Annotated in this window: 24 protein-coding genes; 10 read left to right on the top strand and 14 right to left on the bottom strand. The window is 62.5% G+C overall.

The annotated features are described in order from the left end of the window. Positions 1 to 137: 137 nt before the first annotated feature. Both LCM24_RS11005 and LCM24_RS11000 read left to right on the top strand, forming a co-directional pair. On the top strand, positions 138 to 2,267 hold the full coding sequence (locus LCM24_RS11005) for an RNA degradosome polyphosphate kinase (protein ID WP_224804953.1): 2,130 nt from the start codon (positions 138 to 140) through the stop codon (positions 2,265 to 2,267). Further along, positions 2,264 to 3,802, top strand: coding sequence for a Ppx/GppA family phosphatase (locus LCM24_RS11000; RefSeq protein WP_224804306.1), 1,539 nt, complete (start codon positions 2,264 to 2,266; stop codon positions 3,800 to 3,802). Before LCM24_RS11005 ends, LCM24_RS11000 begins: the two co-directional genes overlap by 4 nt. 7 nt (positions 3,803 to 3,809) lie before the next feature. On the opposite strand, the gene apaG is transcribed toward LCM24_RS11000, so the two are convergent. Beyond that, the gene (gene apaG, locus LCM24_RS10995) at positions 3,810 to 4,208 is read right to left on the bottom strand and encodes a Co2+/Mg2+ efflux protein ApaG (protein WP_224804951.1); all 399 of its coding nucleotides are present in this window, start codon (positions 4,206 to 4,208) and stop codon (positions 3,810 to 3,812) included. Positions 4,209 to 4,447: 239 nt separating this feature from the next. Between apaG and LCM24_RS10990 the strand changes: the two genes are divergently transcribed. From LCM24_RS10990 to LCM24_RS10980, 3 genes are read left to right on the top strand one after another with little or no spacing between them, the layout of a single operon-like run. Further along, entirely contained in the window at positions 4,448 to 5,713 is a 1,266-nt protein-coding gene (locus LCM24_RS10990; protein WP_224804304.1) for a TadE/TadG family type IV pilus assembly protein, read from the top strand. A 3-nt stretch (positions 5,714 to 5,716) separates the two neighbouring features. Next, positions 5,717 to 6,196 carry a TadE/TadG family type IV pilus assembly protein gene (locus LCM24_RS10985; protein ID WP_090482707.1) on the top strand — a complete coding sequence of 160 codons (480 nt, stop codon included), beginning with the start codon at positions 5,717 to 5,719 and terminating at the stop codon, positions 6,194 to 6,196. Then, positions 6,193 to 6,594 carry a TadE/TadG family type IV pilus assembly protein gene (locus LCM24_RS10980; RefSeq protein WP_224804302.1) on the top strand — a complete coding sequence of 134 codons (402 nt, stop codon included), beginning with the start codon at positions 6,193 to 6,195 and terminating at the stop codon, positions 6,592 to 6,594. Before LCM24_RS10985 ends, LCM24_RS10980 begins: the two co-directional genes overlap by 4 nt. A 4-nt stretch (positions 6,595 to 6,598) precedes the next feature. Here the strand turns inward: LCM24_RS10980 and LCM24_RS10975 are convergent, their stop codons facing one another. From LCM24_RS10975 to LCM24_RS10965, 3 genes are read right to left on the bottom strand one after another with little or no spacing between them, the layout of a single operon-like run. Continuing rightward, on the bottom strand, positions 6,599 to 7,210 hold the full coding sequence (locus LCM24_RS10975) for a 2-hydroxychromene-2-carboxylate isomerase (RefSeq protein ID WP_224804300.1): 612 nt from the start codon (positions 7,208 to 7,210) through the stop codon (positions 6,599 to 6,601). After that, positions 7,210 to 7,941 (bottom strand): SDR family NAD(P)-dependent oxidoreductase, encoded by a 732-nt coding sequence (locus LCM24_RS10970; protein ID WP_224804298.1) that lies wholly within the window; start codon positions 7,939 to 7,941, stop codon positions 7,210 to 7,212. Before LCM24_RS10970 ends, LCM24_RS10975 begins: the two co-directional genes overlap by 1 nt. Next, a complete protein-coding gene (locus tag LCM24_RS10965; RefSeq protein WP_224804296.1) occupies positions 7,938 to 9,143 on the bottom strand; it encodes a trans-sulfuration enzyme family protein in 1,206 nt (401 codons plus the stop codon). Before LCM24_RS10965 ends, LCM24_RS10970 begins: the two co-directional genes overlap by 4 nt. Before the next feature lie 82 nt (positions 9,144 to 9,225). Here LCM24_RS10965 and LCM24_RS10960 point away from each other — a divergent pair, with 82 nt between their 5' ends. Beyond that, on the top strand, positions 9,226 to 10,497 hold the full coding sequence (locus LCM24_RS10960) for a phospholipid carrier-dependent glycosyltransferase (RefSeq protein WP_224804294.1): 1,272 nt from the start codon (positions 9,226 to 9,228) through the stop codon (positions 10,495 to 10,497). Between the two features lie 4 nt (positions 10,498 to 10,501). Here LCM24_RS10960 and LCM24_RS10955 read toward each other — a convergent pair whose 3' ends face one another. From LCM24_RS10955 to pgi, 10 genes are all read right to left on the bottom strand, one after another. After that, entirely contained in the window at positions 10,502 to 11,614 is a 1,113-nt protein-coding gene (locus LCM24_RS10955; RefSeq protein ID WP_224804284.1) for a glycosyltransferase, read from the bottom strand. 31 nt (positions 11,615 to 11,645) lie between these two features. Then, positions 11,646 to 12,713, bottom strand: coding sequence for a 3-isopropylmalate dehydrogenase (leuB, locus tag LCM24_RS10950; protein ID WP_224804282.1), 1,068 nt, complete (start codon positions 12,711 to 12,713; stop codon positions 11,646 to 11,648). Then, positions 12,710 to 13,309, bottom strand: coding sequence for a DNA repair protein RecO (gene recO / locus LCM24_RS10945; protein ID WP_221562015.1), 600 nt, complete (start codon positions 13,307 to 13,309; stop codon positions 12,710 to 12,712). The genes leuB and recO overlap by 4 nt, the downstream gene beginning before the upstream one ends. A 32-nt stretch (positions 13,310 to 13,341) precedes the next feature. Further along, positions 13,342 to 13,587: an accessory factor UbiK family protein gene (locus LCM24_RS10940; protein ID WP_224804280.1), complete on the bottom strand. Its 246-nt coding sequence runs from the start codon at positions 13,585 to 13,587 to the stop codon at positions 13,342 to 13,344. Between the two features lie 31 nt (positions 13,588 to 13,618). Beyond that, on the bottom strand, positions 13,619 to 14,173 hold the full coding sequence (locus LCM24_RS10935; RefSeq protein ID WP_224804278.1) for a TspO/MBR family protein: 555 nt from the start codon (positions 14,171 to 14,173) through the stop codon (positions 13,619 to 13,621). A 133-nt stretch (positions 14,174 to 14,306) separates the two neighbouring features. Next, positions 14,307 to 15,155: a hypothetical protein gene (locus LCM24_RS10930; RefSeq protein ID WP_224804276.1), complete on the bottom strand. Its 849-nt coding sequence runs from the start codon at positions 15,153 to 15,155 to the stop codon at positions 14,307 to 14,309. 46 nt (positions 15,156 to 15,201) lie between these two features. Next, positions 15,202 to 16,557 carry a glutathione-disulfide reductase gene (gorA, locus tag LCM24_RS10925; RefSeq protein WP_224804274.1) on the bottom strand — a complete coding sequence of 452 codons (1,356 nt, stop codon included), beginning with the start codon at positions 16,555 to 16,557 and terminating at the stop codon, positions 15,202 to 15,204. Between the two features lie 64 nt (positions 16,558 to 16,621). Then, entirely contained in the window at positions 16,622 to 18,013 is a 1,392-nt protein-coding gene (locus LCM24_RS10920; protein ID WP_224804272.1) for a DEAD/DEAH box helicase, read from the bottom strand. Between the two features lie 207 nt (positions 18,014 to 18,220). Next, positions 18,221 to 19,207: a calcium/sodium antiporter gene (locus tag LCM24_RS10915; protein ID WP_224804270.1), complete on the bottom strand. Its 987-nt coding sequence runs from the start codon at positions 19,205 to 19,207 to the stop codon at positions 18,221 to 18,223. Further along, a complete protein-coding gene (gene pgi / locus LCM24_RS10910) occupies positions 19,204 to 20,787 on the bottom strand; it encodes a glucose-6-phosphate isomerase (protein WP_224804268.1) in 1,584 nt (527 codons plus the stop codon). Before pgi ends, LCM24_RS10915 begins: the two co-directional genes overlap by 4 nt. Before the next feature lie 53 nt (positions 20,788 to 20,840). Here pgi and lepB point away from each other — a divergent pair, with 53 nt between their 5' ends. From lepB to LCM24_RS10890, 4 genes are read left to right on the top strand one after another with little or no spacing between them, the layout of a single operon-like run. After that, the gene (gene lepB, locus LCM24_RS10905) at positions 20,841 to 21,740 is read left to right on the top strand and encodes a signal peptidase I (protein ID WP_224804266.1); all 900 of its coding nucleotides are present in this window, start codon (positions 20,841 to 20,843) and stop codon (positions 21,738 to 21,740) included. After that, positions 21,737 to 22,408, top strand: coding sequence for a ribonuclease III (gene rnc, locus LCM24_RS10900; protein WP_224804264.1), 672 nt, complete (start codon positions 21,737 to 21,739; stop codon positions 22,406 to 22,408). Before lepB ends, rnc begins: the two co-directional genes overlap by 4 nt. Further along, positions 22,405 to 23,310, top strand: a complete 906-nt coding sequence (era, locus tag LCM24_RS10895) for a GTPase Era (protein WP_224804262.1) — start codon at positions 22,405 to 22,407, stop codon at positions 23,308 to 23,310. Before rnc ends, era begins: the two co-directional genes overlap by 4 nt. Before the next feature lie 12 nt (positions 23,311 to 23,322). Beyond that, positions 23,323 to 24,576, top strand: coding sequence for an MgtC/SapB family protein (locus LCM24_RS10890; protein ID WP_224804260.1), 1,254 nt, complete (start codon positions 23,323 to 23,325; stop codon positions 24,574 to 24,576). The last annotated feature ends 9 nt before the right edge of the window (positions 24,577 to 24,585 follow it).

Below are 24,585 nucleotides of genomic sequence, written 5' to 3'. Positions count from 1 at the left end.
ACAATCGGTGACTTCAAGGACGGGTTTCAAATAGCGCACCTTCATTCTACATTCGCAAGGCAGCCATCGAAGGATTGTTCGTGACCCTAGGCAATGCTCCCAGTTCCGGCGAAGAGGCCGAAGCGCACGATGCAGGCGTGGATGCGCCGGTCGAGCCGCAAGCCGCGGAAGAGCGTTACACCAACCGCGAACTGTCCTGGCTCAGCTTCAACCGGCGCGTTCTCGCGGAGAGTGAGAACGAACGCTACCCCCTCCTCGAACGCCTCCGGTTCCTTTCCATTTCCGGCAGCAATCTGGATGAGTTTACGACCGTCCGGATCGCGGGTCTCGAGGGGCAGGTACAGCGCGGTATCGAAACAACGGGCATCGACGGTCTCAGCCCCAGGCAACAGCTCGATGCAATCCGTGAACAGGTTCTTGCGCTGGAAGATCGCCAGCAGGAAAGCCTTGAAGTCCTGCGAGACCTGCTTGCCAGCGAAGGCATACTTATCGCTACGGTCGAGCAGCTGGATCGCAAGTCGCAATCCTGGCTCAAGGACTATTTCACGACCGACATCCTGCCCCTGATCACCCCGCAGGCGATCGACCCGTCGCACCCCTTCCCCTTCGTGGCGAGCGGCGGCATGGGCGTGCTGTTCCGCCTCAAGCGCGGCAAGCGCAAGGGCGAACTGGTCGAAATGGTGCTCATCCCTTCGGGCGTGCCGCGCTTCGTGCGCGTGCCGGGAGAACTGGCGATCTACGTCGCGATCGAGCAGCTGGTGACCCAGTTCGCCGACCAGCTCTTTCCCGGTTTCAAGATCCTGGGGGATGGCGTTTTCCGGGTGCTGCGCGACAGCGATATCGAGGTAGAGGACGAGGCAGAAGACCTCGTGCGCTATTTCCGCACTGCCATCCAGCGGCGACGCCGAGGCCGCGCGGTCATGCTGGAGCTCGACGACGAATGTGATGCGTCGGCCGAAGCGCTCCTTCGTGAGCACTTCGATGTCGATGCCGCGATGATCGTGAAGACCGGAGGAATGCTGGGGCTGCACGACCTCTCTTCGATCTGCAACGAGCCGCGTCCCGACCTCAAGTTCACCCCCTTTTCCCCGCGCTATCCCGAACGCGTGTTGGCCCATGATGGCGATTGCTTCTCCGCCATCAGGGAAAAGGACATCGTCATCCACCACCCTTATGAAAGCTTCGAAGTAGTGGTCGATTTCCTGCACCAGGCCGCAGTCGATCCAAGCGTCGTCTCGATCAAGCAGACCCTCTACCGCGCCGGCGACCAGTCGCCCGTGATCGCCGCCCTCGTCGAGGCCGCGCAAAACGGAAAGGCCGTCACCGCAGTGGTCGAGCTGAAGGCGCGTTTCGACGAGGAGCGTAACCTGCGCTGGGCGAACGAACTCGAACGGGCAGGTGTCCAGGTTATCTATGGCTTCACCGAATGGAAGACGCACGCCAAGGTCAGCCTCGTCGTCCGCCGCGAAGAGGACGGATACCGCACCTACTGCCACTTCGGGACCGGAAACTATCACCCGGTCAATGCGCGCATCTATACCGATCTCAGCTATTTTACGGCCGATGCCGCCCTCGGCCGCGATGCTGCGAAGATGTTCAATTTCATCACCGGCTATATCGAGCCGGACTCCCTGGAAAAGATTGCCGTCTCGCCCATCGGGATGCGCCAAAAGCTTTATGATCTGATCGAGGTGGAAATTACCAATGCGAAGGCGGGCAAGCCGTCGGGCATCTGGGTGAAGATGAATTCGATCACCAATCGCGAACTGATCGACAAGCTCTACGAGGCGAGCCAGGCCGGCGTGGAAATCCGCATGGTCGTTCGCGGCATCTGCTCGCTGCGTCCGGGCATTCCGGGCATGAGCGAGAATATCAGTGTGAAATCGATAATCGGGCGGTTCCTCGAACACGGGCGCCTGTGGGCATTCGCCAACGGCAAGGCGCTGCCAAGCCGCCAGGCAAAGGTCTACCTCACCAGTGCCGACGCCATGAGCCGCAATCTCGATCGTCGGGTGGAGGTGCTCGTGCCGGTCACCAACAAGACCGTGCACGACCAGCTTCTCGGCCAGGTGATGCTCGCCAACATCCTCGATACAGAACAGAGCTGGAGCCTCAATTCCAGCGGCCAGTACCAGCGGATGCGCAAGGGCGAGGACGGGTTCAACTGCCACGAATATTTCATGTCGAACCCCTCGCTATCCGGTCGCGGATCGGCGCTGCAAAGCCATGAGGTGCCCCGACTGACCCTGAGCGGAGCGCGCAAATGACGTCTGTAAAGTCGAGGAGCGCCAAGTGGCAGCGGCGCCTAATCCATCCACCGCGCGCGGTTATCGACATCGGCTCGAATACCGTTCGCTTGGTGCTCTACGAAGGAACCGCGCGAGCGCCCGAAACCGTCTGGAACGAGAAGGTCGCAGCGCGCCTGGGGCGTGACCTGTCCGAAACGGGCCGCATACCGGACGAGGCAATGGACGAGGCCCTTGCGGCCCTCGCGCGATACGCCCTGATCATCGAAGATCGCGGAATAGACAATGTGCAGACCGTCGCCACCGCTGCTGCGCGCGATGCGCAGAACGGGGCGGAATTTCTTTCCCGCGTCGAGGCCCTCGGCTTGTCCCCGCGGCTGCTGTCCGGCGAAGAGGAAGCATGCGCCTCTGCTTTTGGAGCCATCGGAGCCTTTCCCGGCGCCGACGGCATGGTCGCCGACCTGGGCGGCGGCAGCCTGGAACTGGTCTCGATCGGGGACGGCGAATGCAAGGATGCAGTCAGCCTGCCTTTCGGCACCTTGCGCCTGCCGGCCCAGCGCGCCTCGAGCGAGGATTTCGCAGGGACCGTTCACCAGGCCCTGTCGGGCGTTGGCTGGACGTCGGATCATGGCGGCCCCCTTTACATGATCGGAGGCACCTGGCGCGCACTGGCCCATTACGCCATGCGCGACAGCGACTACCCTTTGACCGACCCGCATGGATTTTGCCTTTCGGTCGAAGACGCGCACGCGCTTGCCAGCGACCTGATCGATGCCGATCCCGACAAGCTGGTGCAGATTTCGGGTATTTCCGCGATGCGCGCCAGCTACCTTCCCGATGCTGCAGCCCTGCTCCGCCCGCTCCTCGACGAATTGAAGCCCGGAAAACTGGTCTTCTCCAGCTGGGGCATTCGCGAAGGGCTCCTGTTCAGCCAGCTTTCGGACATCACCCGCTCGCTCGATCCTCTGCTTGCCGGGGTCCACGCCTTTGCCGAGCCGCGCGATGCCCCCATCGTCGATGCGACCCGAATAGTGGGTTGGACCGTCGAACTTGCCGATGGCGCGGGAAAACGGAACGAGCGGATCAGGCTTGCCGCAGCGCAGCTTGCGCTGGCGCTGCAACGCGTAGAGCCGAACATGCGGGTGAACCACGCAACCGAGTGGGCGCTGGACAAGCGCTGGATCGATTGCGACGCGGGTGACCGGGCGATGATCTGTGCGGCCCTGTTCGGCAGTCTGGGCCGTACTGAGGTGCCGGACAAATTGCGCGTGCTGGCCAGTGATGACGATTTGCGTGAGGGCGTGACCTGGGGCCTCGGCTTCCGACTGGCCCGAAGGCTTGGCGCAGGAGCGCGAACGGCCCTGGCCTCGAGCCGCCTACGGCTGAAGAAGAAATCTCTGGTCCTCTACCTCGACAACAGCCGCGCAGCGCTGGCTACGTGGCCGCTGACCAAGGACTTCGAAATCCTGGCTGAATGGCTGGACCGCAAGCCCAAGATCAAGACGGGTGAATTCCACTTCGAGGACGACCTCGAAGAAGAGGATGAAGAGGAATAGTCCCCGGTCAGTCCGCAGTTGCAGGTGCTGCGAGCGGGAAAAAGGGAATGCGAACCTCGAAGGGCGAGCCGTCTTCGCGGTAGAAGGTGTAGAATCCTTCCATTGATCCAAATGCCGTTTCCAGCGGGCAGCCGGATACATAATCGTGGCTTGCCCCCGGTGCGAGCGAGGGCTGTTCTCCGACCACGCCTTCGCCATCGACATGCGCGACCATTCCTCGGGCATCGGTGATGCGCCAGTGGCGGGTCTTGAGCTGAACGGTTTCGTGCGAGCCGTTCTCGATCCGGATGTGATAGACCCAGAACCACTTGTCGGCATCTGGCTGGGACTGTTCCGGGAGGAAATTCACGGCGACCCGGACGGTGATCCCGTCGGTCGTGGCGGCGTGTTGAAATAGCTCCTTGATCACAGTCACAAGTTAGGAATTGTCGAGCGCTGGACAAGGTTCCAAGGGCGCCAAAACGGCATTTATCCGCCGTTTTTTGCTCCGAGCACGCTCCGCTGCTCCAAAATTGTTGCGGTCGCTGTCTGCTCCGTGCCTGAAGAGCTTATGGTTAACATTGGTTTACTGAGCTTCGCGACAAACTCTTAGCAAGCCCCGCTTTATCCCGGACCGTGACGAATTCGACGACCGGGGAAACAGGGATGCGTAACCGTATCGGGACATTTCTGAAGCGCCTGAGAAAAGACGTCTCGGGCAATATCCTGCTCATGGCAGGAGCCGGGACCACGGCCCTCATCGGTGCGGCCGGGATCAGCGTCGACACCGTCCAGTGGTATCTCTGGAAGCGCCAGATGCAGCAGGCGGTCGACACGGGCGCAGTCGCAGGCGCACTCGCCATGTCCTTCGGTCGCGATCACAACGCGGCAGTGACTAGCGAAGTGGGTCGCACCGCCAACACCGCGCACACGATCGAATTGGTCTCCACCCCGCCCACCTCGGGTGCATGGTCGGGCGATAATGGCGCCATCGAAGTGGTTGCCACGACAAGCCAGGTCCTCGCCTTCTCGTCGATCTTCCTCGACACGCCGCCGACCATCCGCACCCGCGCAGTCGCAACTGCGGTGGCAACGGGCAATCCCTGCGTGCGCGCCCTTGCGACAGACGGCACCGGCATCGATGTTTTCGGTAATGCCTTGGTCAACCTGGGCTGTCCGGTTTCGTCCAACTCTCCGGGCGGTGTTTCCGTCGACCTCGGGGGTTCGAGTTACCTGGACACTAATCTTGTCCTGAGCGTCGGTGGAATCGACTACGGCGCAGGCAATATTCCGTCGGATGCCGCGCTCGTTTCCTACGGCTTGCCGGTCGAGGACCCGCTCGCCGACCGTAACCTCACCTGGCACAACGACTGTCCGCAGAACAATTTCCGCGTCCGTCCGAGCGATACTCTCACCTTAAACCCGTGCCGCTACAACAATGGCCTGCGCATCCAGGGTACGGCCTATTTCAATCCCGGCGTCTACGTGATCCACGGCGGCACGCTGACTGTGAACTCGGGCGCGGTGATGCGCATGGCGCCGGGCACCACGGGCGGCGTGACCTTCGTCCTGACGGGCAACAGCGCCAACACGGTGGCCACCCTGTCGATCAACGGTAGCGCCGATATCGATCTCAAGGCGCAGACCATGGCCGAAGATCCATTGTGGGGCGGCATCCTATTCTACCAGGACCGCATCTCGTCCGATCTCAGCAATACGATCAATGGTGGGTCGAACATCAACCTTCACGGTGCGATCTATTTCCCAACCAGTGACCTCACCTACAACGGGGATTCGGCACAGACGGCGCAATGTCTGCTGATCGTGACGAACCGGATCAACTTCGGCGGGGCCAACAACATCGACAACAATTGCGACTCCGATCTCACCGCTATCAACTCGTCCGCATTCACCATCCGGGTAGTGGAGTAAGCCATGCTGTTCCATTTCTTCCGCAAGCTACGCGACGACATTTCGGGTGTCGGCTTTGTCGAGCTGGCCCTGACCGCTCCGCTGCTCGCACTCATGTTCCTTGGCATGACCGACCTTTCGATCATCGTCGCCTCGCGCATCGACCTGGAACAGGCAGCGCAGCGCACGACGGACCTCGCCCTTGCCAAGCGCCCGACCAGCACGGACACCAGTTACCTCGTCGCCGAGGCCATGGCCGCCAGCGGTCGGCCTGCGAGCGATGTCACCGTGACTTACATCCTGGAATGCAACGGCACGGTCATGAGCAGTTTCAACGATACATGCGCGGCAGGCGAAGTGCCCAAGCGGTTCGTCAGCGTTTCGATCGTCGAACCGGTTGCTACCGGGTTCAACTGGCGCGGGCTCGCCGGCATGTTCACGGGCGAGGTCGCTGCCTACGAAGGCACGACGGTAACCGGCGACAGCATCGTGAGGCTCCAGTGAAGAGGCTCGTTCAGCACATTCGCCGCGATGACGCCGGCTCCTTCGGGGTTGAATTCGCCATCGCATTGCCGGTGCTGATCGCACTGATGATCGGCATCCTCAATTTCGGCCTGGTGTTCAACGCCAACGGCTCGATGCGCAATGCGATGGGTGAGGGCCTGCGCTATGCCAAGGTCGAGCGCACAGCGAGCGATGCGGACGTGATCTCCGCAACGCGCCAGTCGCTCGTCGGCGTGGCCCCCAATGCCGTCCAGACGCTCACCTTCAATCGCGCAACGGTCAACAATACAGAGACCGGCACGATGACCATGTCGATCGTGATCCAGCCGATCATTCCCTTTGCGCCCTTGCCCCCGATCAGGCTGACGCAGACGAAATCGATCTACCTGCCGACTTGACCGGTCAGGGCTTCCCGCCCGTCAGATAGGCTTCGATCTGCTCCAGGCGTTCCTTTCCGAACCACATTTCCTCGCCGATGAAAAATGTCGGGATGCCGAAAGCGCCGCGGTCGACGGCTGACTGGGTGTTATCGACCAGCTTCTGTTTGACGTCCGGATCCTGCGCCGCCTTGAGGAAACGTTCGGCATCGAAGCCGCCCTCCTCCAAGACGCTGCCGACCACTTCGACGTCGCTACAATCGATATTGCGTTCCCACACGGCTGGCTGGAACAGGTCGACCAACCTTTGCATCTCGTCCTGATCGCTCGACGCAACCAGTATGCGCTGAAGCAGAATGGTATTGAACGGCAAATCCGGGTGCATCCGGAAAGCCGACAACTCGTGCCGGTCGATGAACCGCTGGAATTCGAGCGCGGCGTAGGGGACTTTGCCCTTCACATTGGCATCGCGCATCATCGGGGGAGAATTGCCGGTCAGCTTGTGCATGCCGCCGAGAAATACCGGCGCGACCACCAGGTTCGCACCGGTTCGGGCGACGATCTGCTTGAGCGGATACCAGGCGAGGTAACCGTTGGGCGCCCCCAGATCGAGGATGAATTCTACGGTCTTGCTCATCAGAATTGCTCCTTCCACGGACGCAGATCGAGTTCGTGCGTCCAGGCATCGCGGGGTTGCTTCCAGAGCCGCACATACTCTTCAGCGATATTAGCCGGGGTCAACAATCGCTCGTCGGCAAGCCGATCTTCCCAATCCGGGTAAATGCCGCGGATGAAAACACCGTCCACAGCGCCGTCGATCACCACGTGGCCGACATGGATACCCTGTGGCCCGAGTTCACGCGCCATCGATTGAGCAAGGGCGCGCAGCGCATGTTTGGCGCCAGCGAAGGCGGAAAAGCCCGCACCGCCGCGTAGGCTTGCGGTTGCTCCTGTGAAGAGGATCGTCCCCTGTCCGCGCGGTACCATATGCCGTGAAGCCTCGCGTCCGGCGAGAAAACCGGCAAAAGCCGCCATCTCCCAGACCTTGCGGTAAACCTGCGCGGTCGTCTCCCGAATTCCGAAGCGTACATTGGCCCCGATATTGAAGACGACAACTTCGAGCTGGCCGACTTCGCGCTCGATGGTTTTGAAGAGCGTGACTGTCTCGTCCTCGTCTCGCGCATCGACTCCAAAGGCGCGGGCTTCACCGCCCTCGCGCTCGATTGTCGCGACCAGTTCATTCAATTTGTCCTCGTGACGCGGCCGACGCGTCACGCAGGCGGTAAGCCCTTCACGCGCAAACGCTTGCGCAATTGCCCCGCCAAGCCCGTCGCCCGCTCCGATGACGAGGGCCGCACCCTTGCTCACAGTCCGGCCGCATTCAAAGCCTGATCCAAATCTTCCTTGATGTCCTCGACGTCTTCCAGGCCGACATTGATCCGCAGCAGTCCTTCGGTCACGCCCATTTCGTCGCGCGCCTCCTTCGTCATCCCGGCATGGGTGGTGCTGGCGGGGTGACACATCAGGCTGCGCGCATCGCCGATATTGTTGGAGATATCGACCAGACGCAGCGCATCCAGGATGGCGAAAGCGGTTTTCCTGTCACCGACATCGAAGGCGAAAATGGGGCCTGTGGCGCTCATCTGGCGCTTGGCCAATTCGTGGCGCGGATGGCTCGGGAGGCCGGGATGCAGCAGTTTGGGCACACGCGCCTCGATCGATTTGCCGAGTTCCACGGCATTCTCGCTCTGCCGATGTGCCCTGAGGCTCAGCGTTTCCAGGCCCTTCAGCACGACCCACGCATTGAACGGCGCGCAATTGGGGCCGGTGTTGCGCTGGAACGGCAGCAGGACTTCGTCGATCCATTCCTGCGAACCGCATACGGCCCCGGCGAGCACCCTGCCCTGCCCGTCCATCAGCTTTGTCGCGCTGTAAGCCACCACATCCGCACCGAAATCCATGGGCCTCTGGAGCGCGCTGGTAGCAAAGGCATTGTCGACAACGGTCGTGATCCCGTGCGCACGCGCAACCTCGCAGACATGGGCAAGATCGACCACATCGAGCGTCGGGTTTGCCGGGGTCTCGAAAAAGAAAACCTTGGTGTTCGGGCGAATGGCCGCTTCCCAAGCGTCGTCATCGGCGCTGTCGACGACGGTGGTCTCGATACCGAAGCGCGGGAGGAGATGATCCAGCAGCCAGCGGCACGAACCGAAGGCGGCCCGCGCACCGACCACATGGTCGCCGGCCGAGACTTGGCATAGTAACGCAGTCGTCATTGCGGCCATCCCGCTCGCCTGCGCGCGGCAGGCTTCGGCGCCCTCCATCAGCGCGATGCGTTCTTCCAGCATGGCGACGGTCGGGTTCTGGAGCCGGGAATAGGTCATCCCTTCCGCCTCGCCCGCGAAGCGGTCCGCCACGGTTTGCGCATTATCGTAGGTATAGCCCGACGTCAGGAACAGTGCCTCGCTCGTCTCGCCATGCTCGCTGCGCCACGTGCCGCCGCGCACGGCCTGCGTGGCAGGACGCCAGTTTGAGGTAATCGAGCGGTCGGTTCCGGTGGTTTTCTTCATCGCCTGCGGGATAGCATGCACGGCTTTTGCGGCAAGCAAAGCCTGTTGTGTCGAGTGAAACGCTCGCTTAATCGGTTACCCGATGACGCGCGCACCCGAGCAGCCTCTGGATCCTCTTGGCTGGTGCGTAGCGCTGGCCCTCGGCTTCTGGCTGCTCGTCCTGTGGAACCTCGCCATCCCGAGCGCTCCTTACTTCGACGAAGTGCATTACGTGCCTGCCGCGCGCGAGATGCTGATGCTGGAGCAGTTCAACAACCGCGAGCATCCCTTGTTCGGCAAGGAGATGATCGCGCTTGGAATTGCCATCCTGGGCGATAATTCGTGGGGTTGGCGCATTTTCCCCTCGATCGCCGGGATGCTCGCCCTGTTCGCCGCCATGCGCGCCGTATGGTTCGCAACGCTCAGCAGGTTCGCCACGATCACGTCAGGTGTCCTCCTCGCGACAGGTTTCCACCTCTTCGTCCATTCGCGCATCGCCATGCTCGACATCTTCATGATTGCGGCGCAGGCAACGGCATTCTGGCAGCTGGCTGGCGCCATGCGCGAACCGGAGACCGGCCGGTGGAGGCTGGCGCTGGCGGGTGTCGCGCTCGGCCTCGCGATCGCGAGCAAGTGGAATGCTGTCCCCGTCGTCATGGTGCCGGGCCTCGCCTTTCTTGCGCTGCGCTGGAAGGCCGGGCGCAGGCGCCTCGTCCTATCGCGCCGCGGCATGCCGGTCCCCGGAATTACCCTTGCAGAGGCATTCCTGTGGCTCGGCCTTGTGCCACTTGCCATCTACTGGATTACTTTCTGGCCCGGCTATCGGTTCGAAGTGAACGGCATCGAGAACGGCATCATGGCGCATCACCGGCTCATGCTCGACCTGCAAACGCAGGTGCTCACCATACATCCTTACGAATCCACGTGGCCGGAGTGGATGCTGAACCTGCGGGCGATCTGGTATCTCTACGAGGAAGTCGACCAGGCCCAGCGAGGGGTCATGCTGGTGGGCAATCCATTGACCATGCTGATTGGCTTGCCGGCCATCGTGTGGTGTGCACTTCGCGGGATCATCAAGCGGCAAGCCGCTCATGGCGCAGTCGCCCTGCTTTACGCGGTGAGCCTGGGCCTCTGGCTTCTCGCCGAGAAATCCACGCAGTTCTATTATCACTACTTCCTGCCGAGCAGCTTCCTGCTGATCGCCATCGCTCTCCTCCTCGACGATCTGTGGAAGGCAGGCTGGCGGAAGCTGGCGATCGCGGTGCCGGTGGCGAGCGTCATGCTTTTCGCATTCTATTACCCGATCTTGGCTGCAGAGCCGCTCCAAGGGCGAGACAGTTTCGCGGTCTGGACGTGGCTGGAATCCTGGCGATAGCGCCCTAGAACCGACCCCATACAAAGCGGCTCGACAGGGCGTAATTCCACACCGATGCGATCGCTATCCCGATAAGCGCGGCGAGCACTTCATGGAAGCCGCGCTGGAACAGCATCGTGGCGATGGCCACGTTTGCCACAGCGCCGACCGAACACGCCGCCACGAAGCTCGCCCAGCCGCGAAGCAGCTCGCCAGCCTTCTTGATGCGCCGGTCACGATAGGTGAGGAAATTGTTGAGCCAGAAGTTGAAGGTCATCGCACCCAGCGTGGCGATGGCCTGGCTCCATGCGAAGTTCGCGCCTGCCAATAGCAGGAAAAGGTAAAGGATCGCCATGTGGACCAGCACGCCGAGCGCGCCGACGGTCCCGAAAAGGGCGAAACGCGTCGGTATGAACTTGCCGAAAGTCTTGTCGTAGAGGCCGGCAAGGAAATCGAGAGCGATGGCCCGGTCGAGCTTGCTTTCACCAGAGCGACGGGCGGCGAAATCCAGCGGGAATTCCTCGACCACGAGCGGTTCTTCGGATGTAGCCAGCAGGTCCAAAAGGATCTTGAAACCGATCCCCGAGAGGCCTGGTACCAGCTTGAGCGCCGTCTCGGTCGGCAGGAGGAAATATCCGCTCATCGGATCGGTCAGCTTCACGCCGGTCAGTTTGCGCGCCAAGGCGTTAGCGACATTGGAAAGCTGCACTCTGTCGGGACGGCCCCAGTCGTCCGTGCTCGCACCTTTGGCAAACCGGCTTGCCACAGCGACTTGCGCCCTGCCCGACCGCACCGCTTCGAGCATCGGAGCCAGCAGCTTGGGATCATGCTGGTGATCGGCGTCCATTACCGCGCAATAGGGAGCGGCGGTCGCGCAGAAGCCCTCTATTGCGGCACTTGAAAGGCCCCTTCGACCAATTCGCTGGATAACCCGAACGCGGTGGTCCGCCCGCGCCAGCCTACGAGCTTCTTCGGCAGTGCCGTCCGACGAATTGTCATCGACAACCAAGACTTCCCACCCGGTCTCACCAAGGGCCCGGTCGATCCGTTCGACAAGGGGCGCAAGATTATCCCGCTCGTTTAGCGTGGGCAGTATAATGGCGAGCTGCAGATTGTTTTTGATATCGGTTGAATTCATTGCGCTACTGTTGGCGAGAGCGCTCTATTACTCAAGCGACTGCTTGTAATTGTCTCAGTATGGCATCGCCGATCTCCTGCGTGCTCGCGCTACCGCCGAGGTCGGCACCGCGAATTTCGCTGGAAAGGCTCGCCGCGACTGCCCGCTCGATCCGGTTCGCATCCGCATCGCGGCCAAGCGAATGGCGCAGTAGCATGGCGAGGCTCAGGATCGCGGCGACTGGATTGGCCTTGCCCTGACCCGCAATATCCGGAGCACTGCCATGGATCGGCTCGTAGAGGCCGAATGTGCCGAATTCGGTCGTGCGTTCACCCAGGCTGGCGCTGGCGAGCAGGCCGATCGACCCGACGCAAGCGCTGGCCTGGTCGGATAGGATATCGCCGAAAAGGTTACCCGTGACGATCACGTCGAACTGGCCCGGGCTGCGCACCAGCTGCATCGCGGCATTGTCGACATACATGTGATCGAGCTCGACATCCGGATACTCGCCAGCCAGTTCGATGACCGTTTCACGCCAGATGCGGCTGGTTTCGAGCACGTTAGCCTTGTCGACGCTGGTCAGTTTCTTGCGGCGTTTCTGCGCGGCGCGAAAGGCGCTGTGGGCGATGCGGCGGACTTCGGCCTCGTTATAGGACATGTCGTCCCAGCCTTCCCTGCCGCCTGCGCTGTCACGCTCCCCCTTGTTGCCGAAATAGACGTCGCCGTTCAGCTCGCGCACGACGAGAAGGTCGATGCCGCGCGCCAGTTCGGGCTTGAGCGGGGACAGGTCCTCGAGACCCGGAAATCCGGCAGCAGGACGCAAATTGGCAAATAGCCCCAGCTCGCTTCGCAGTCCGAGTATCGCCTGTTCGGGCCGATGTTCGCGCGGGAGCGTGTCGCATTCCGGATCGCCAACGGCTCCGAACAAGACTGCGTCCGCTGCGCGCGCCATTTCCAGCGTTTCGGCGGGAAGCGGATGACCATGCCGCTTGTAGGCAATGCCGCCCACGTCTCCTTCGAACAGGGTGAGCTGCGGCAGTGCCAGCGCATCGAGCACCTTGAGCGCTTCACGCGTGACTTCCGGCCCGATGCCGTCACCCGGCAATACCGCAATCTTCATGTCTCGATCCGTCCCAGACGCTGCCTCAATACAGTCCTAGCGGCTAGAACGTCGGCGCGTGTGTCGGCAAGGAGATAGCGCGCTATGAGGCCCTCCGAACGGTCGAGAATTTCCAAGGCCTCGCCAAGCCCCGCTATCTCGGGCCGCTGGCCGCCATAGCCGAGTTCGCGCAGGAGGAGCACTTCGTAGCTCGCCAAGGCAGGTGCCCAGCCGCGCGCGGAGGGCGCATTGCAGATCGCGTCAAGCAGGGCGACGAGCGCATGGTAGAGGCTCGGATAGGCATTGCGCTCCGGCAGGGCCGACGCCGTCAGGGCGCAGGTCCAGGCGATGGCCGATGCCGGAAGCGGCTCGGTGAGCCAGGGCCCGCGGCTTTGCGACAGCTCCAGCCGGGCGAACGGCAACTGGCTATCGGACTTCGCGCGAATTTCCGCTTCGACGAGGTTTCCCGGAATAACTACGGGGCGCAGCTGTCGGCCCCGGCCACCTGCAACATAGGCTGCCACCACGCCGCTTTCTTCGGTCAGCAGACGCGCAATAACCGCCGTCTCGCCGTGCGGACGGGCGGCAATTACTATCGCTGGCGCGGAAAGGTGCATTGTGGCCCCCTACCCCAAGGCAGGGGCAAGCGTCACTTGTGCTTGGCTTCGAGCGCGGCGATGCGCTCTGCCAGTCTGTCGCATTCTTCGCGGGCGCGGGCGGCCATCGCCTTGACCGTATCGAATTCTTCGCGCGTGACGAAATCCATTCCGCCGAATGCTTCCTTGGCGCGTTCACGGGCGCTTTCGCGCGCTTCGCGGGTCATGCCCGCAAGCGTGCCTGCCGCCGAATTGGCGAGTTTGACGAAGTCGGCGATCATGGGGTTCTGGCTCTGCATGACAGCTATCTAGGCGCGAAAGGCGCGCGCTTCAATTGCCGATGCGCACCCGCTCCGAACCGCCCGAAACCGTCCCGCCATCAGCGTCGGGATTGAGCTGGAGGAACTGCCAGTTGAGAACGGTCGCGAACAGCACCCATGCGAGATAGGGCAGCAGCAGGATCGCCGCCAGTTGGCGGACCTTCCAGAACAGGGCGATCACCACCAGCAGCGTGACATCGATCGCGATCAATACCGCGAGGGCAAAGGTCAGTTCCTTCATGCCGAAGAACACCGGCGTCCAGGCCAGATTGAGCAGGAAATGCACGACGAAGGCCGTCAACGCGATGCCGCGTCCGCGCGCCCCCCAGGCAGCGCAGACGAGCGCGACCGCAAGGCCGATCATCACGTAAAGGATGGTCCAGACGATGCCGAAGGCTGCAGGCGGCGGATAGATGCCGGGCTTTTCGAGCGCCTGGAACCAGTAGCTGTCGGGCCCGCCAAGCTGGCCGGAAAGGAAACCGAGCAATACGCATAGCGGCACTGTGAACAGCGCCCAGCGAATGAAACTTGCGCGCAATTGTCCGCGCGAAGCCAATACGTTCATCGAAAACCCCCACAGGCGATTCGTTTGTTTACCTTGTGACCACCCCAGCACCTGCTGGCAACACGGGGCACCGAACCATGCCGGATCGGGACGGTTCGAGGGATCGTGCGGGGTTTCCCTAGCTGGCGGCGCCCTAGTCTGCACCGGGCGGCGGTGGTGGGGCCACGGGGTTCCTCAGATGGGGGCAATTGGTCAGAAAGCGTTCGCTGCTCTCGGGTGAACCGACAACGAGGATCGGGGCATCGCCGCATGCAGCGCACAAGTCACGTTCGGCTTCGGACGAGATATAAGCAGAAGGAGGGCCGCCCCAACTCATCGCTTCGCCGAGCCGCGCTCTTGTCTGCCCCCCGACGCGGTCGACGAGGATGAAATACCCTTCGCTATCGCGATCGAGGCCGATCTCGGCATGGAAGAAAGCCAGCTTGTCGGCCTCCCCTTCACCCTCGGTTGCCCAGAAACAGCCGTCGCGCAATTCTACCCGGCCAGCCAGCAGCGCTTCGTTTTGCGCGCCCGTACGCGCCGAGGATGCCGGCCATACGCGGATGCCCTCGCTTGCCGCTTCGGACACCGCAGGCAGGTTCATCGCAGGGACGAACGACCAGGAAATATGGGCGGGAACATCCCACCCGTTCTGCGTGGTCCACGACCGGAACTCGCTCTCGGTCATGCCCACATCGAGATGCGTGACAGCCCCGCCAGGTCCTTTTCCGTCGAACCCAGCGCCAAGGAGCAGGTTTCCGGCTTCGAGGCGTTCGAACCAGCTTTGCCCGACAGCCTTCGCGTCTGTCGGCATCGGCCCGGTCGCGTCGCGGCGGACATAACCTTCGCCTTCCAACCGCGTTTGCTTCACAAGCAACGCGTAATCGGGCGTCGGAGCCTCCACCTGCGTTGCGTATTCGCGATCGGCGGTTGCGGTAGAGCTGTCATCCTGCGCAGGTGCGCAGGCGCCCAAGATTACGGCAAGGGGGAGCAGATATCGCATTGCCCGATCCTGCTGGGGCTTGGCTGACGCCCGGCTGAACGCAGGATCAGCGCATCAGGACAAGTTCTTCCGCCATGGTCGGATGGATTGCCGTCGTCGCGTCGAAATCCGCCTTCGTCAGGCCAGCCTTCACCGCGATCGCAGCCGCCTGCATCATTTCGGGCGCTTCGGGAGCGATCATGTGAATGCCGACGATCTTCCCGCTGTCGCCATCGCAGATCATCTTCATGAGGCTGCGCTCGTTGCGACCGGCGAGTACGTTCTTCATCGGGCGGAAATCGGAGAGATAGACCTTGACCGAGCCCAGCTGGTTCTTCGCTTCACCCTCGGTCATGCCGACTGCCGCAATCGGCGGATGGCTGAATACGGCGCTGGGGATGCAGCTATGGTCGACCGCAACGGGATCTCCGCCTCCGAATACGGTATCGGCAAATGCCTGGCCTTCGCGAATGGCGACCGGCGTCAACTGGACGCGATCGGTAACGTCGCCCACGGCATAGATGTGATCGACATTGGTCTTGCTGAACCGGTCGACCTTGATCTCGCCGCCGTCGCCAAGCTCAACGCCTGCCGCGTCGAGACCCAGACCTTCGGTATTCGGAAGCCGGCCGACCGCAAACATGACGAGATCCGCGTGCTCTTCCTCGCAGTCGGACAGTTTGACGAAATAGCCGCCGTCTTCGCACGGCTTGATGTATTCGAATGTCGTGTTGAAGCGGAAGCTGATCCCCTTCATCGTCGAAATCTGGAGCAAGCGGTCGCGCACCGCTTCGTCATAGCTGCGCAGCAGCCTGTCGCCGCGATTGACGATATCGACCTTGCTGCCGAATTCGTTGAAGATACCCGCGAATTCATTGGCGATGTAACCGCCGCCTGCGATGATCACCTTCTTCGGCAATTCGTCGAGATGGAACGCCTCGTTCGAACTGATGGCATGCTCCGCGCCCTGGCATTCGGGCATGCGCGGACGGGCCCCGGTCGCAATCAGGATATACTTCGCAGTGACTTTCTTCCCGCTTGCGAGGGTAATCTCGTGCGGACCGGTGATTTCCGCACGTTCGTGAAAGATCGTGACATCGTGGTTTTCGAGCGTTTCCGTGTAGGCGCCCTCGAGCCTGTCGACATCGGCCAGCACATTGTCGCGCAGCGTCTTCCAGTCGAACTTCTTGCCTTCGATCTCCCAACCGAACTTCTGGCAGTCCTCGAGGTCTTCGGCAAAATGCGCGCCGTAAACGAGCATCTTCTTCGGGACGCAGCCGCGAATGACGCAGGTACCGCCGACACGGTGTTCCTCGGCGATCGCGACCTTGGCGCCATGTGCAGCCGACACGCGGCTGGCACGCACCCCGCCAGAGCCCGCGCCGATGGTGAAGAGGTCGTAATCGTATTCGGTATCGGCCATCCGGCGCTCCTGTCAGCTTTGCGCGTGTCTCTCGCCAACAGTGAGCGCGATGGCAAGTTCCGAGTTAACTTACGCCCCGCGACCGGTTGCGGTTACGGTTGCGATTGCGATTTCCGCCGGGGCGGCCACCACGCGGCTTGCCCCCGCCTGGCACACCATCGCGCTTGGGCGCCCCGGCACGGTTGGGATGCTTGTTCTTGGGCTTCGGCTTCTTGGCAGCGGCGTTGCCGGTCGGACGCACCTTGGGCTTTGCCATGCGCTGCCCGGGGGCCGCACGTTTGGTCGGGCCGACACCTTCGACGACAGCGCGGAAGTTGTCGGGCAGCGGCAGCCGCTCGAACTCGGCGTCGGTCTTCTTGCGAATGTCCTTGAGGTAATCGCGTTCGTCCTCGGCGCAGAAAGCGATCGCCACGCCGTCGCGGCCTGCACGCGCGGTACGGCCGATGCGGTGGACGAATTGCTCCGGCACGTTGGGCAGCTCGTAATTGATCACATGGCTCACGCCCGGAATGTCGATCCCGCGTGCAGCGACGTCGGTAGCGATGAGGATCGGCGTCTTGGCGCGTTTGAATTCATCGAGCGCGCGTTCGCGCTGCGGCTGGCTCTTGTTACCGTGGATGGCGTTTGCGGGAATGCCTGCCTGACCAAGCTTCTTCACGATACGGTCGCAGCCATGCTTGGTGCGGGCGAAGATCAGCACGCGTTCGAACTTGCCAGGCACCTTGTGGCGTTCCGACAGGACCATTTCCAGCAGCGTCTGCTTTTCGTCCTGCTGGACCATGAAGAGATACTGGTCGATGCGCTCTGCCGTCGTGCTTTCGGGCGTTACGCTGACCTTGACTGGGTTGCGGCAGTACTTGCCGACCAGTTCCTGGATCTGCTTGGGCATGGTGGCGGAGAAGAACAGCGTCTGGCGATCTTCCGGTACCAGCTGGCTGATCCGGCGAAGCGCATGGATGAAGCCGAGGTCCAGCATCTGGTCAGCTTCGTCGAGGACGAGGATTTCCACGCCATCGAGCTTGAATGCCTTCTGGTCGATCAGGTCGAGCAGGCGGCCCGGTGTCGCCACGAGGATATCGGTGCCGCGGTGCAGCTTGTTACGGTCCTTGTTGACCGAGGTGCCGCCGACGATGGAGTGGACCTTGAGGCCCGCGAGCGCTCCGTAATCTTTCGCGCTGTCGGCAATCTGGCCGGCCAGCTCGCGTGTCGGCGCAAGCACCAGCATGCGGCAGGACTTGAACGGCGTCTGTTTGTCGGCTTCGCGCAGGCGATCAATGCTGGGCAGCATGAAGGCCGCGGTCTTGCCGGTGCCCGTCTGGGCGATACCCATCAGGTCGCGCCCTTCGAGAACGGGCGGGATGGCCTGTGCCTGGATCGGCGTCGGTTCGGAATAGCCTTTGAGGTCCAGTGCCTGGAGAACGGGCTGCGACAGGCCGAGATCGGTGAATTTTGTCATGAATGCTCGCATAATATGCGGCGCGCAGACGGATTTGTCGCGCGGCGCGGGTGTCAAACGACCCGCGTGAAAAGGGAAGTCATTGGAAAATGGACCGAGGCGCGGCCGGGGCGATGAATGTCTCTCAAATCGCCGCTTCACGCTGGCTAGCGCGCTTCGATGGGCCTCATGTGGATGCTGCGCCGCACAAAGTCAATGAAACTCGGGCTATACCGTGCTGACGGTGTAGGCGAGGAAACCGATGTAAGCTGCCAGCAAGAGCCCCCCCTCGCGCCTGCCAAGCCGCCCCCCCGTCCACGAAAAGACAATCGCTGCGATTGCCGCCAGCAGGAGAATGTAGAGATCGCTCGTCAGAATGCTGTTCGGGATCGGGCCCGGCGCCACCAGCCCGGTAACTCCGCCGATGAAGAAGATGTTGTAGATGTTCGAGCCAAGCACATTGCCGAGCGCAATGTCGCTTTCCTTGCGCAAGGCAGCGATGATCGTGGTGGCGAGTTCCGGCGCGGATGTCCCGGCGGCGACCACAGTCAGTCCAATGACCGTATCGGAAACTCCCAGCGCGCTTGCGATTTCGATGGCTCCATCGACGAGGACCGTGCCGCCGGCGACGATCAGGACGATTCCGACGAGGAAGAAGACGACCGATTTTAACAGCCCTTTGCGGTCGGGCCGCGGATGATCGTGCAGTCCCGGATCGGCATGTTCCGCAGCGGCGGTCCTCTGGCTTGCCGCCTGTAGCTGGTGTCCCGTCCTCTCCTGGTGATAGGCGAATGCGATATAGGCGGTGAGCGCCAGCAGCATTCCAGCGCCCGCAACCCGGTCCAATCCGATGGAGTTGCCCGCGAGCAATAGCACGACCACCCCGGCCAGACCGACCATGCCGTCGCGCCACAGCACGCTGCCGCGCACGGCGATCGGCGAAATGAGCGCCGCCGCTCCGAGAATGAGCAGTGTGTTGGCGAGGTTGGACCCGACGATATTGCCGAGCGCGATACCCGGCGATCCGGCAAGCGCTGCCTGAACGCTTGCAGCGAGTTCCGGCGTGGATGTTCCCAGACCGACGATCACAAGGCCGACCAGCATGGGCGACAGGCCCATCTCTTCCGCCAAGCGCGACGCACCGCGGACGAGTAACTCGCCTCCGCCCACCAACAGGACGAAACCGAGCAGCAGAAGCAGGATAGAGGTCGTCACTCGGCGAGACCGGCCGCTTCGAGCAGGGCTTCGGTGCTGGCGTCGAACTCTTCGCCGCCTTGCTCGATCGCCTTGGCCATTTGCTTGCCGAGTTCGACGCCGAACTGGTCGAAGGGATTGATGCCCATCAGCACTGCGCTGGCAAAGGTGCGATGCTCGTGAAATGCGATCAGGGCGCCGAGCGTTGCGGCATCCAGATCGTCGCACAGGATCGTCGCGCTCGGCCGGTCCCCCGGATAATTGCGCGCCGGATCTTCGCCCTTCTTGCCTGCCATCAGGGCCGCCCCTTGTGCGAAGCAATTCATCAGAAGGATACGGTGGTGCGCCGGATCGAGATCGTCGCCGGGCGCCGCGCTGGCGATGAAATCCACCGGTATGAGGTGCGTGCCCTGGTGCAGCAATTGGAAGACCGCGTGCTGCGCATCGGTGCCTACCCCGCCCCATGTGATCGGCGCGGTCGGGCCGTCTACGGGCTGCATGTCTGCGGTAACGCGCTTGCCGTTGCTCTCCATTTCCAGTTGCTGGAGATAGTCGGGAAACAGGCCGAGCCGCTCGTCATAGGCGAAGACCCCCCTCGTCTGGCATCCGCGGACGCGCGTGTAATAGAGATCGGCAAAGGCGGCGCGCAGCACGAGGTTTTCGCGTCCGTCCGTATCGCGGAAATGCGCATCGACTGCCGCAGCGCCTGCCAGCATCTCGCGAAAATCGTCCATGCCGACCGCCAGCGCGATCGGGAACCCGATCGACGACCAAATCGAATAGCGCCCGCCGACGCTTTCCTGGAACGGCAGGATGCGCGTCTCGTCGACGCCCCATTCCACGGCGCCTTCGGGGTTCGCGGTTAGCGCGATCACCCTGCCCGACGGATCGGAAACGCCATTGTCCGACAGCCATTTCAGCGCGCTCTGCGCATTGGTCATCGTCTCGATCGTAGTGAAGGTCTTGCTGGCGACAGCGATCAGCGTCTTGGCGGGATCGCATTTCGCGAAAGCCGCTTCCAGCGCGACGCCGTCGATGTTCGAGACGACATGCACATCGCACAGCGACAGGTCGCGGCTGAGGGCATCGACGCCCAGCGCCGGACCAAGCGCACTTCCCCCGATACCGATATGGATGAGGTGGGCGATTTCGCCGAAAGCACCCTGGTGGATGGCCTCGACCAGCATGCCCATCCGGTCGATGAGGGCAGCCGCTTCTTCGACCTTCGCCGGGTCGCCGACACCGCGCAGGGTGGAATGGTCTGCCGCGCGGCCTTCGGTCGGATTGACCACCTCGCCGGCGAACAGTTTTTCGCGCTGGCCGGTGAAATTCATCGTATCCGCAAGAGCCTCGAACCGGTCGAGCACGGCCCGGTCGAGATGGGTCTTGGACCAGTCGAACAGGATACCGCCCGGTGCCATCGGGTCTTCCGGTCGATCCGCAGCCAGTTCCAGCCGCCCGGACAGCATGGCGACACGCTCTGCACCGCCCGGCTCGTCTGCCCCCTCGCCCCCGTCGCGCACCGCGCTGAAGAGTTCGAGCAGGGTCGGCTGGGGCAGGTCGCTCAATTCGCCCCATAGGTCGGCGGCAGTCTTTGGCATGGCTTGGCAAAAGTCCTTTCGTGACGGTGTTAGTGCGACTAGGGAATGCCGCGATGATTGAGAACCCCGCAAAGAGCGAAACCGGCGCGGATACGAATGTGACCGACACGAAAAAGGACGAGGAAAGCTGGGGCAGCTTCCTCAAGTTCTGTCTCAAGCTGGTCCTTGCAGTCCTGCTGTTCCGCACCCTGATCGCCAGCTTCTTCACGATTCCCTCCGAAAGCATGCTTCCGGGTCTGAGGATCGGCGATTACCTCGTCGCTGCAAAATGGCCGTACGGCTATAACGAGAATTCGCTGCCGCTTGGCCTGCCCGGGCCGAAAGAACGCATTTTCGGCAGTATGCCCGAGCGGGGCGACGTCGTGATCTTCAAACATCCCGTCGACCGGACCGACTACGTAAAGCGCGCGATAGGCCTGCCCGGCGACACGATCGCGGTTCGGGATGGCCAGCTGGTGCTCAACGGACAACCGGTCCAGCGCGAAGAGGCAGGTTATGCCGAAATCCCGATGAGCTCGAACACCGCCTGTCGCGCAGATGGCGGCGTGGTCGTCGACAATCTGTGCCGCTATCGCCAGTTCCGCGAAACGCTGCCCTCCGGCAAGAGCTACATGACCATCGATTTCGGCAATGTCGGCGCGCGTCCGCTCAGCGATGCCAACGGCCAGCTGATGGTCGATGGCAATGGCCGCCCGGTCATGATCGATCCCGACAACACTGCGCCCTTCGTCGTGCCCGCAGGCAAGATCTTCGTCATGGGCGACAATCGCGACAACTCGCTCGATAGCCGTTATCCTGCCGTTGGCGGCCAGGGCGTCGGAATCATCGACGAGGAACTGCTCGTCGGGCGCGCCGGAATGGTCTTGTGGTCGACCGATGGCAGCGCGGAATGGCTGCTGCCCTGGACATGGTTCACGGCAGCACGCTGGGACCGGATTGGAGAAGGCATTTGAGCGGTCTCGACCCCGATGCACGCGCATGGCTCGAAGCGACCGGCTTTTCGGTCAATGACGAAGCGATGTGGCGTGCTGCGCTGACCCACGGCAGCATGGGCGAAAAGCGCGATTACGAGCGTCTCGAATTCTTGGGCGACCGCGTCCTTGGCCTGTCCATCGCGCATTGGCTGTTCGAACAGAGCGAGGCGCCAGAAGGCAAGCTCGCCCAACGCCTCAACGCGATCGTCAGCCGCGAAATGTGCGCCACCGTCGCGCGCGGGATCGGCCTGTCGGACCACATCCGCATCTCCAAGCAGGCGCGTGCGGACGGCGGCAGGGACAGCGACAATATCCTCGGCGACGTGATGGAATCGCTGCTCGGCGCGCAGTTTATCGACAATGGGTTCGAAGAGGCGCGCAAGCTCGTCCACCTCCTGTGGCGGCCGGCCCTCGAAAGCGGCGCCGGTGAAAGCAAGCATCCCAAGAGCGCCCTGCAGGAATGGGCCGCAGGGTGTCGCCGCAAGCCGCCGGAATACGAGGTCATCGACAGGTCGGGGCCCGATCACGCTGCCAAGTTCACTGTGCGCGTAAAGGTACACAAGGTCGGCGAAGCGGAAGCTACCGCCGGCAGCAAGGGCGAAGCCGAAAAGGCCGCCGCAAAAGCATTCATGGAGAAATACGCTTGAGCGAGACCAGCCAGACCCGCTGCGGCGTCGTCGCCGTGATCGGCGCCCCCAATGCGGGCAAATCCACCCTCGTGAACCACCTTGTGGGGCAAAAGGTCGCCATCACCAGCGCCAAGGCGCAGACGACGCGTGCGCGGATGATGGGCATTGCCTTGCACGACGAGACACAGATGATCCTCGTCGATACGCCCGGTATCTTCGCGCCCAAGCGCCGCCTCGACCGCGCGATGGTCAACGCCGCCTGGGAAGGTGCGGAAGCGGCGGATGCGATCCTGCTGCTGGTCGATCCGATCAAGCAGCGCCGCCATGAACTCGACCCGCTGATCGAGCAGATCGCATCGCGGCCCGAACGCAAGATCCTCGTCCTGAACAAGGTCGACCGCGCGAAGAAGGAGCCGCTGCTGGCGCTGGCTCAGGAGCTGAACGAAAAGGTCCAGTTCGAGACGGTCTATTTCGTCTCCGCCCTCACCGGAGACGGCGTGCCCGAAATGAAGGCAGCGCTCGCCGATATGATGCCCGAGGGCCCTTGGCACTACCCCGAGGACCAGGTCAGCGACGCCAGCGAGCGGATGCTCGCCACCGAGATCACGCGCGAACAGCTTTATCAGCAGCTGCACGAGGAGCTCCCCTACGACAGCGCCGTTCGTCCGGAGAAATACATCCAGCGGCCCGATGGCAGCGTGGAAATCCACCAGCAGATCGTGGTGATGCGCGACAACCAGCGGGCCATCGTTCTCGGCAAGGGTGGCAGCCGGATCAAAGCGATCGGCCAGGCCGCGCGCGAAGAGCTTTCCGAATTGCTAGGCCAGAAGGTCCACCTCTTCCTGCACGTAAAGACCGATGAACGCTGGAGCGAGGACAAGGAAATGTTCGAGGAAATGGGCCTCGACTGGACCCGTTAGGATGCTCTCCGGATGAACTGGCTCGACATCCTCCCGCATCTCGGCGCAGCGATCGCCGTGGGGTTGATGATCGGGCTGGAGCGCGGTTGGAAACTGCGTGAAGCCCAGGACGGGCACAGGGTTGCCGGTATCCGTACCTTCACCCTGCTTGCGCTCGCCGCAGGGCTTTCGGGAGTGCTGTCTGCCATCGGATATGAAATCGCCGCGGGCGTCCTGCTTGCGGGTGCTGCGGCCGTCATTGCCATCGGCTATTCTCGTTCGGTGCTGGACAACGGCAGGCCCGATGCGACCTCTGCAGTTGCAGCCATGGTCACGCTTGGCCTCGGGTTCCTGGCCGGTATCGGCCAAGGCGCATTAGCGGTGGCGGGCGGCGCCCTCGTCACCCTGCTCCTCGCGCTGAGAAACGACGTGCATCGCTGGGTAGGCCTACTCGATGAAGACGATATCAAGGCCTTCGCGCGTTACGCCGTCATCGCCCTTGCGGTGTTCCCATTCCTGCCGGAAGGCCGCTTCGGTCCCTATGACGCGTGGGAGCCGCGCAATCTGTGGCTGGTGGTCATCATCGTCACGGGCTTTTCCTTTGCCGGTTACGTGGCGAACCGCCTGTTCGGAGCACGCCGCGGCACGATCGCAACCGCGGTGATCGGCGGTCTTTACAGCTCGACCGCAGTGACTCACTCGTTTTCGCAAAAGATCGGCGCAGGCTCTGGCGGCGGGGCCGAAAACGCCGGTATCGCCCTTGCCAGTGCGGTCATGTACCTGCGCGTGATCGTGCTTGTCGGGGTCCTTGCCACAAGCCTGCTTCCGCATTTCGTGATCGTGGTCGCACCTGCCCTGCTGGTCGGCTTTGCAGTGGCCTGGCGCCTCTACAGCAATGCTCCCTCCACGACCGGCCCCGCCCCGCCGGGCAATCCGATTGCATTGCTCCCTGCCCTGACATTCGTCACCTTCGTTGCTGTTGCCGCCGTTGCAGCGCGATGGGCGCAGGAGGAGTTCGGCGAACAGGGAATAGCGATCTTGCTGCTGCTCATGGGCAGCATGGACGTGGACGCCGCAATCGTGACTGCAGGCGGCCTGGAACCCGGGACGATCGCTCCCCAGCTGGCCGCGCTTGCAATCGCCGGGACCATCCTCGCCAATATGTCGGTGAAGCTGGGCGTGACGCTGCTGTACGGCAAGCGCGAAGCCCGCCCTGCAGCATGGGCGCTAGTGGCAAGCATGGTCGCCTTGGCGGCCAGTCTCGTAGTCGGATATATCCGGCTCTAATCGAGGGCC

The sequence above is a fragment of the Qipengyuania aquimaris genome, assembly GCF_020171965.1.
GTDB classification, from domain to species: domain Bacteria; phylum Pseudomonadota; class Alphaproteobacteria; order Sphingomonadales; family Sphingomonadaceae; genus Qipengyuania; species Qipengyuania aquimaris_A.
The sequence above is the reverse complement of the archived record's forward strand: the minus strand, read 5'-3'. Positions and strand labels throughout refer to the sequence as shown.

Coding starts and splice junctions, on each gene's coding strand:
- LCM24_RS11000 (WP_224804306.1), top strand. CDS start 2,264: ATGACGTCTGTAAAGTCGAGGAGCGCCAAGTGGCAGCGGCGCCTAATC.
- LCM24_RS10990 (WP_224804304.1), top strand. CDS start 4,448: ATGCGTAACCGTATCGGGACATTTCTGAAGCGCCTGAGAAAAGACGTC.
- LCM24_RS10985 (WP_090482707.1), top strand. CDS start 5,717: ATGCTGTTCCATTTCTTCCGCAAGCTACGCGACGACATTTCGGGTGTC.
- LCM24_RS10975 (WP_224804300.1), bottom strand. CDS start 7,210: ATGAGCAAGACCGTAGAATTCATCCTCGATCTGGGGGCGCCCAACGGT.
- LCM24_RS10965 (WP_224804296.1), bottom strand. CDS start 9,143: ATGAAGAAAACCACCGGAACCGACCGCTCGATTACCTCAAACTGGCGT.
- LCM24_RS10960 (WP_224804294.1), top strand. CDS start 9,226: ATGACGCGCGCACCCGAGCAGCCTCTGGATCCTCTTGGCTGGTGCGTA.
- LCM24_RS10955 (WP_224804284.1), bottom strand. CDS start 11,614: ATGAATTCAACCGATATCAAAAACAATCTGCAGCTCGCCATTATACTG.
- leuB (WP_224804282.1), bottom strand. CDS start 12,713: ATGAAGATTGCGGTATTGCCGGGTGACGGCATCGGGCCGGAAGTCACG.
- recO (WP_221562015.1), bottom strand. CDS start 13,309: ATGCACCTTTCCGCGCCAGCGATAGTAATTGCCGCCCGTCCGCACGGC.
- LCM24_RS10940 (WP_224804280.1), bottom strand. CDS start 13,587: ATGCAGAGCCAGAACCCCATGATCGCCGACTTCGTCAAACTCGCCAAT.
- LCM24_RS10935 (WP_224804278.1), bottom strand. CDS start 14,173: ATGAACGTATTGGCTTCGCGCGGACAATTGCGCGCAAGTTTCATTCGC.
- LCM24_RS10930 (WP_224804276.1), bottom strand. CDS start 15,155: ATGCGATATCTGCTCCCCCTTGCCGTAATCTTGGGCGCCTGCGCACCT.
- gorA (WP_224804274.1), bottom strand. CDS start 16,557: ATGGCCGATACCGAATACGATTACGACCTCTTCACCATCGGCGCGGGC.
- LCM24_RS10920 (WP_224804272.1), bottom strand. CDS start 18,013: ATGACAAAATTCACCGATCTCGGCCTGTCGCAGCCCGTTCTCCAGGCA.
- pgi (WP_224804268.1), bottom strand. CDS start 20,787: ATGCCAAAGACTGCCGCCGACCTATGGGGCGAATTGAGCGACCTGCCC.
- lepB (WP_224804266.1), top strand. CDS start 20,841: ATGATTGAGAACCCCGCAAAGAGCGAAACCGGCGCGGATACGAATGTG.
- LCM24_RS10890 (WP_224804260.1), top strand. CDS start 23,323: ATGAACTGGCTCGACATCCTCCCGCATCTCGGCGCAGCGATCGCCGTG.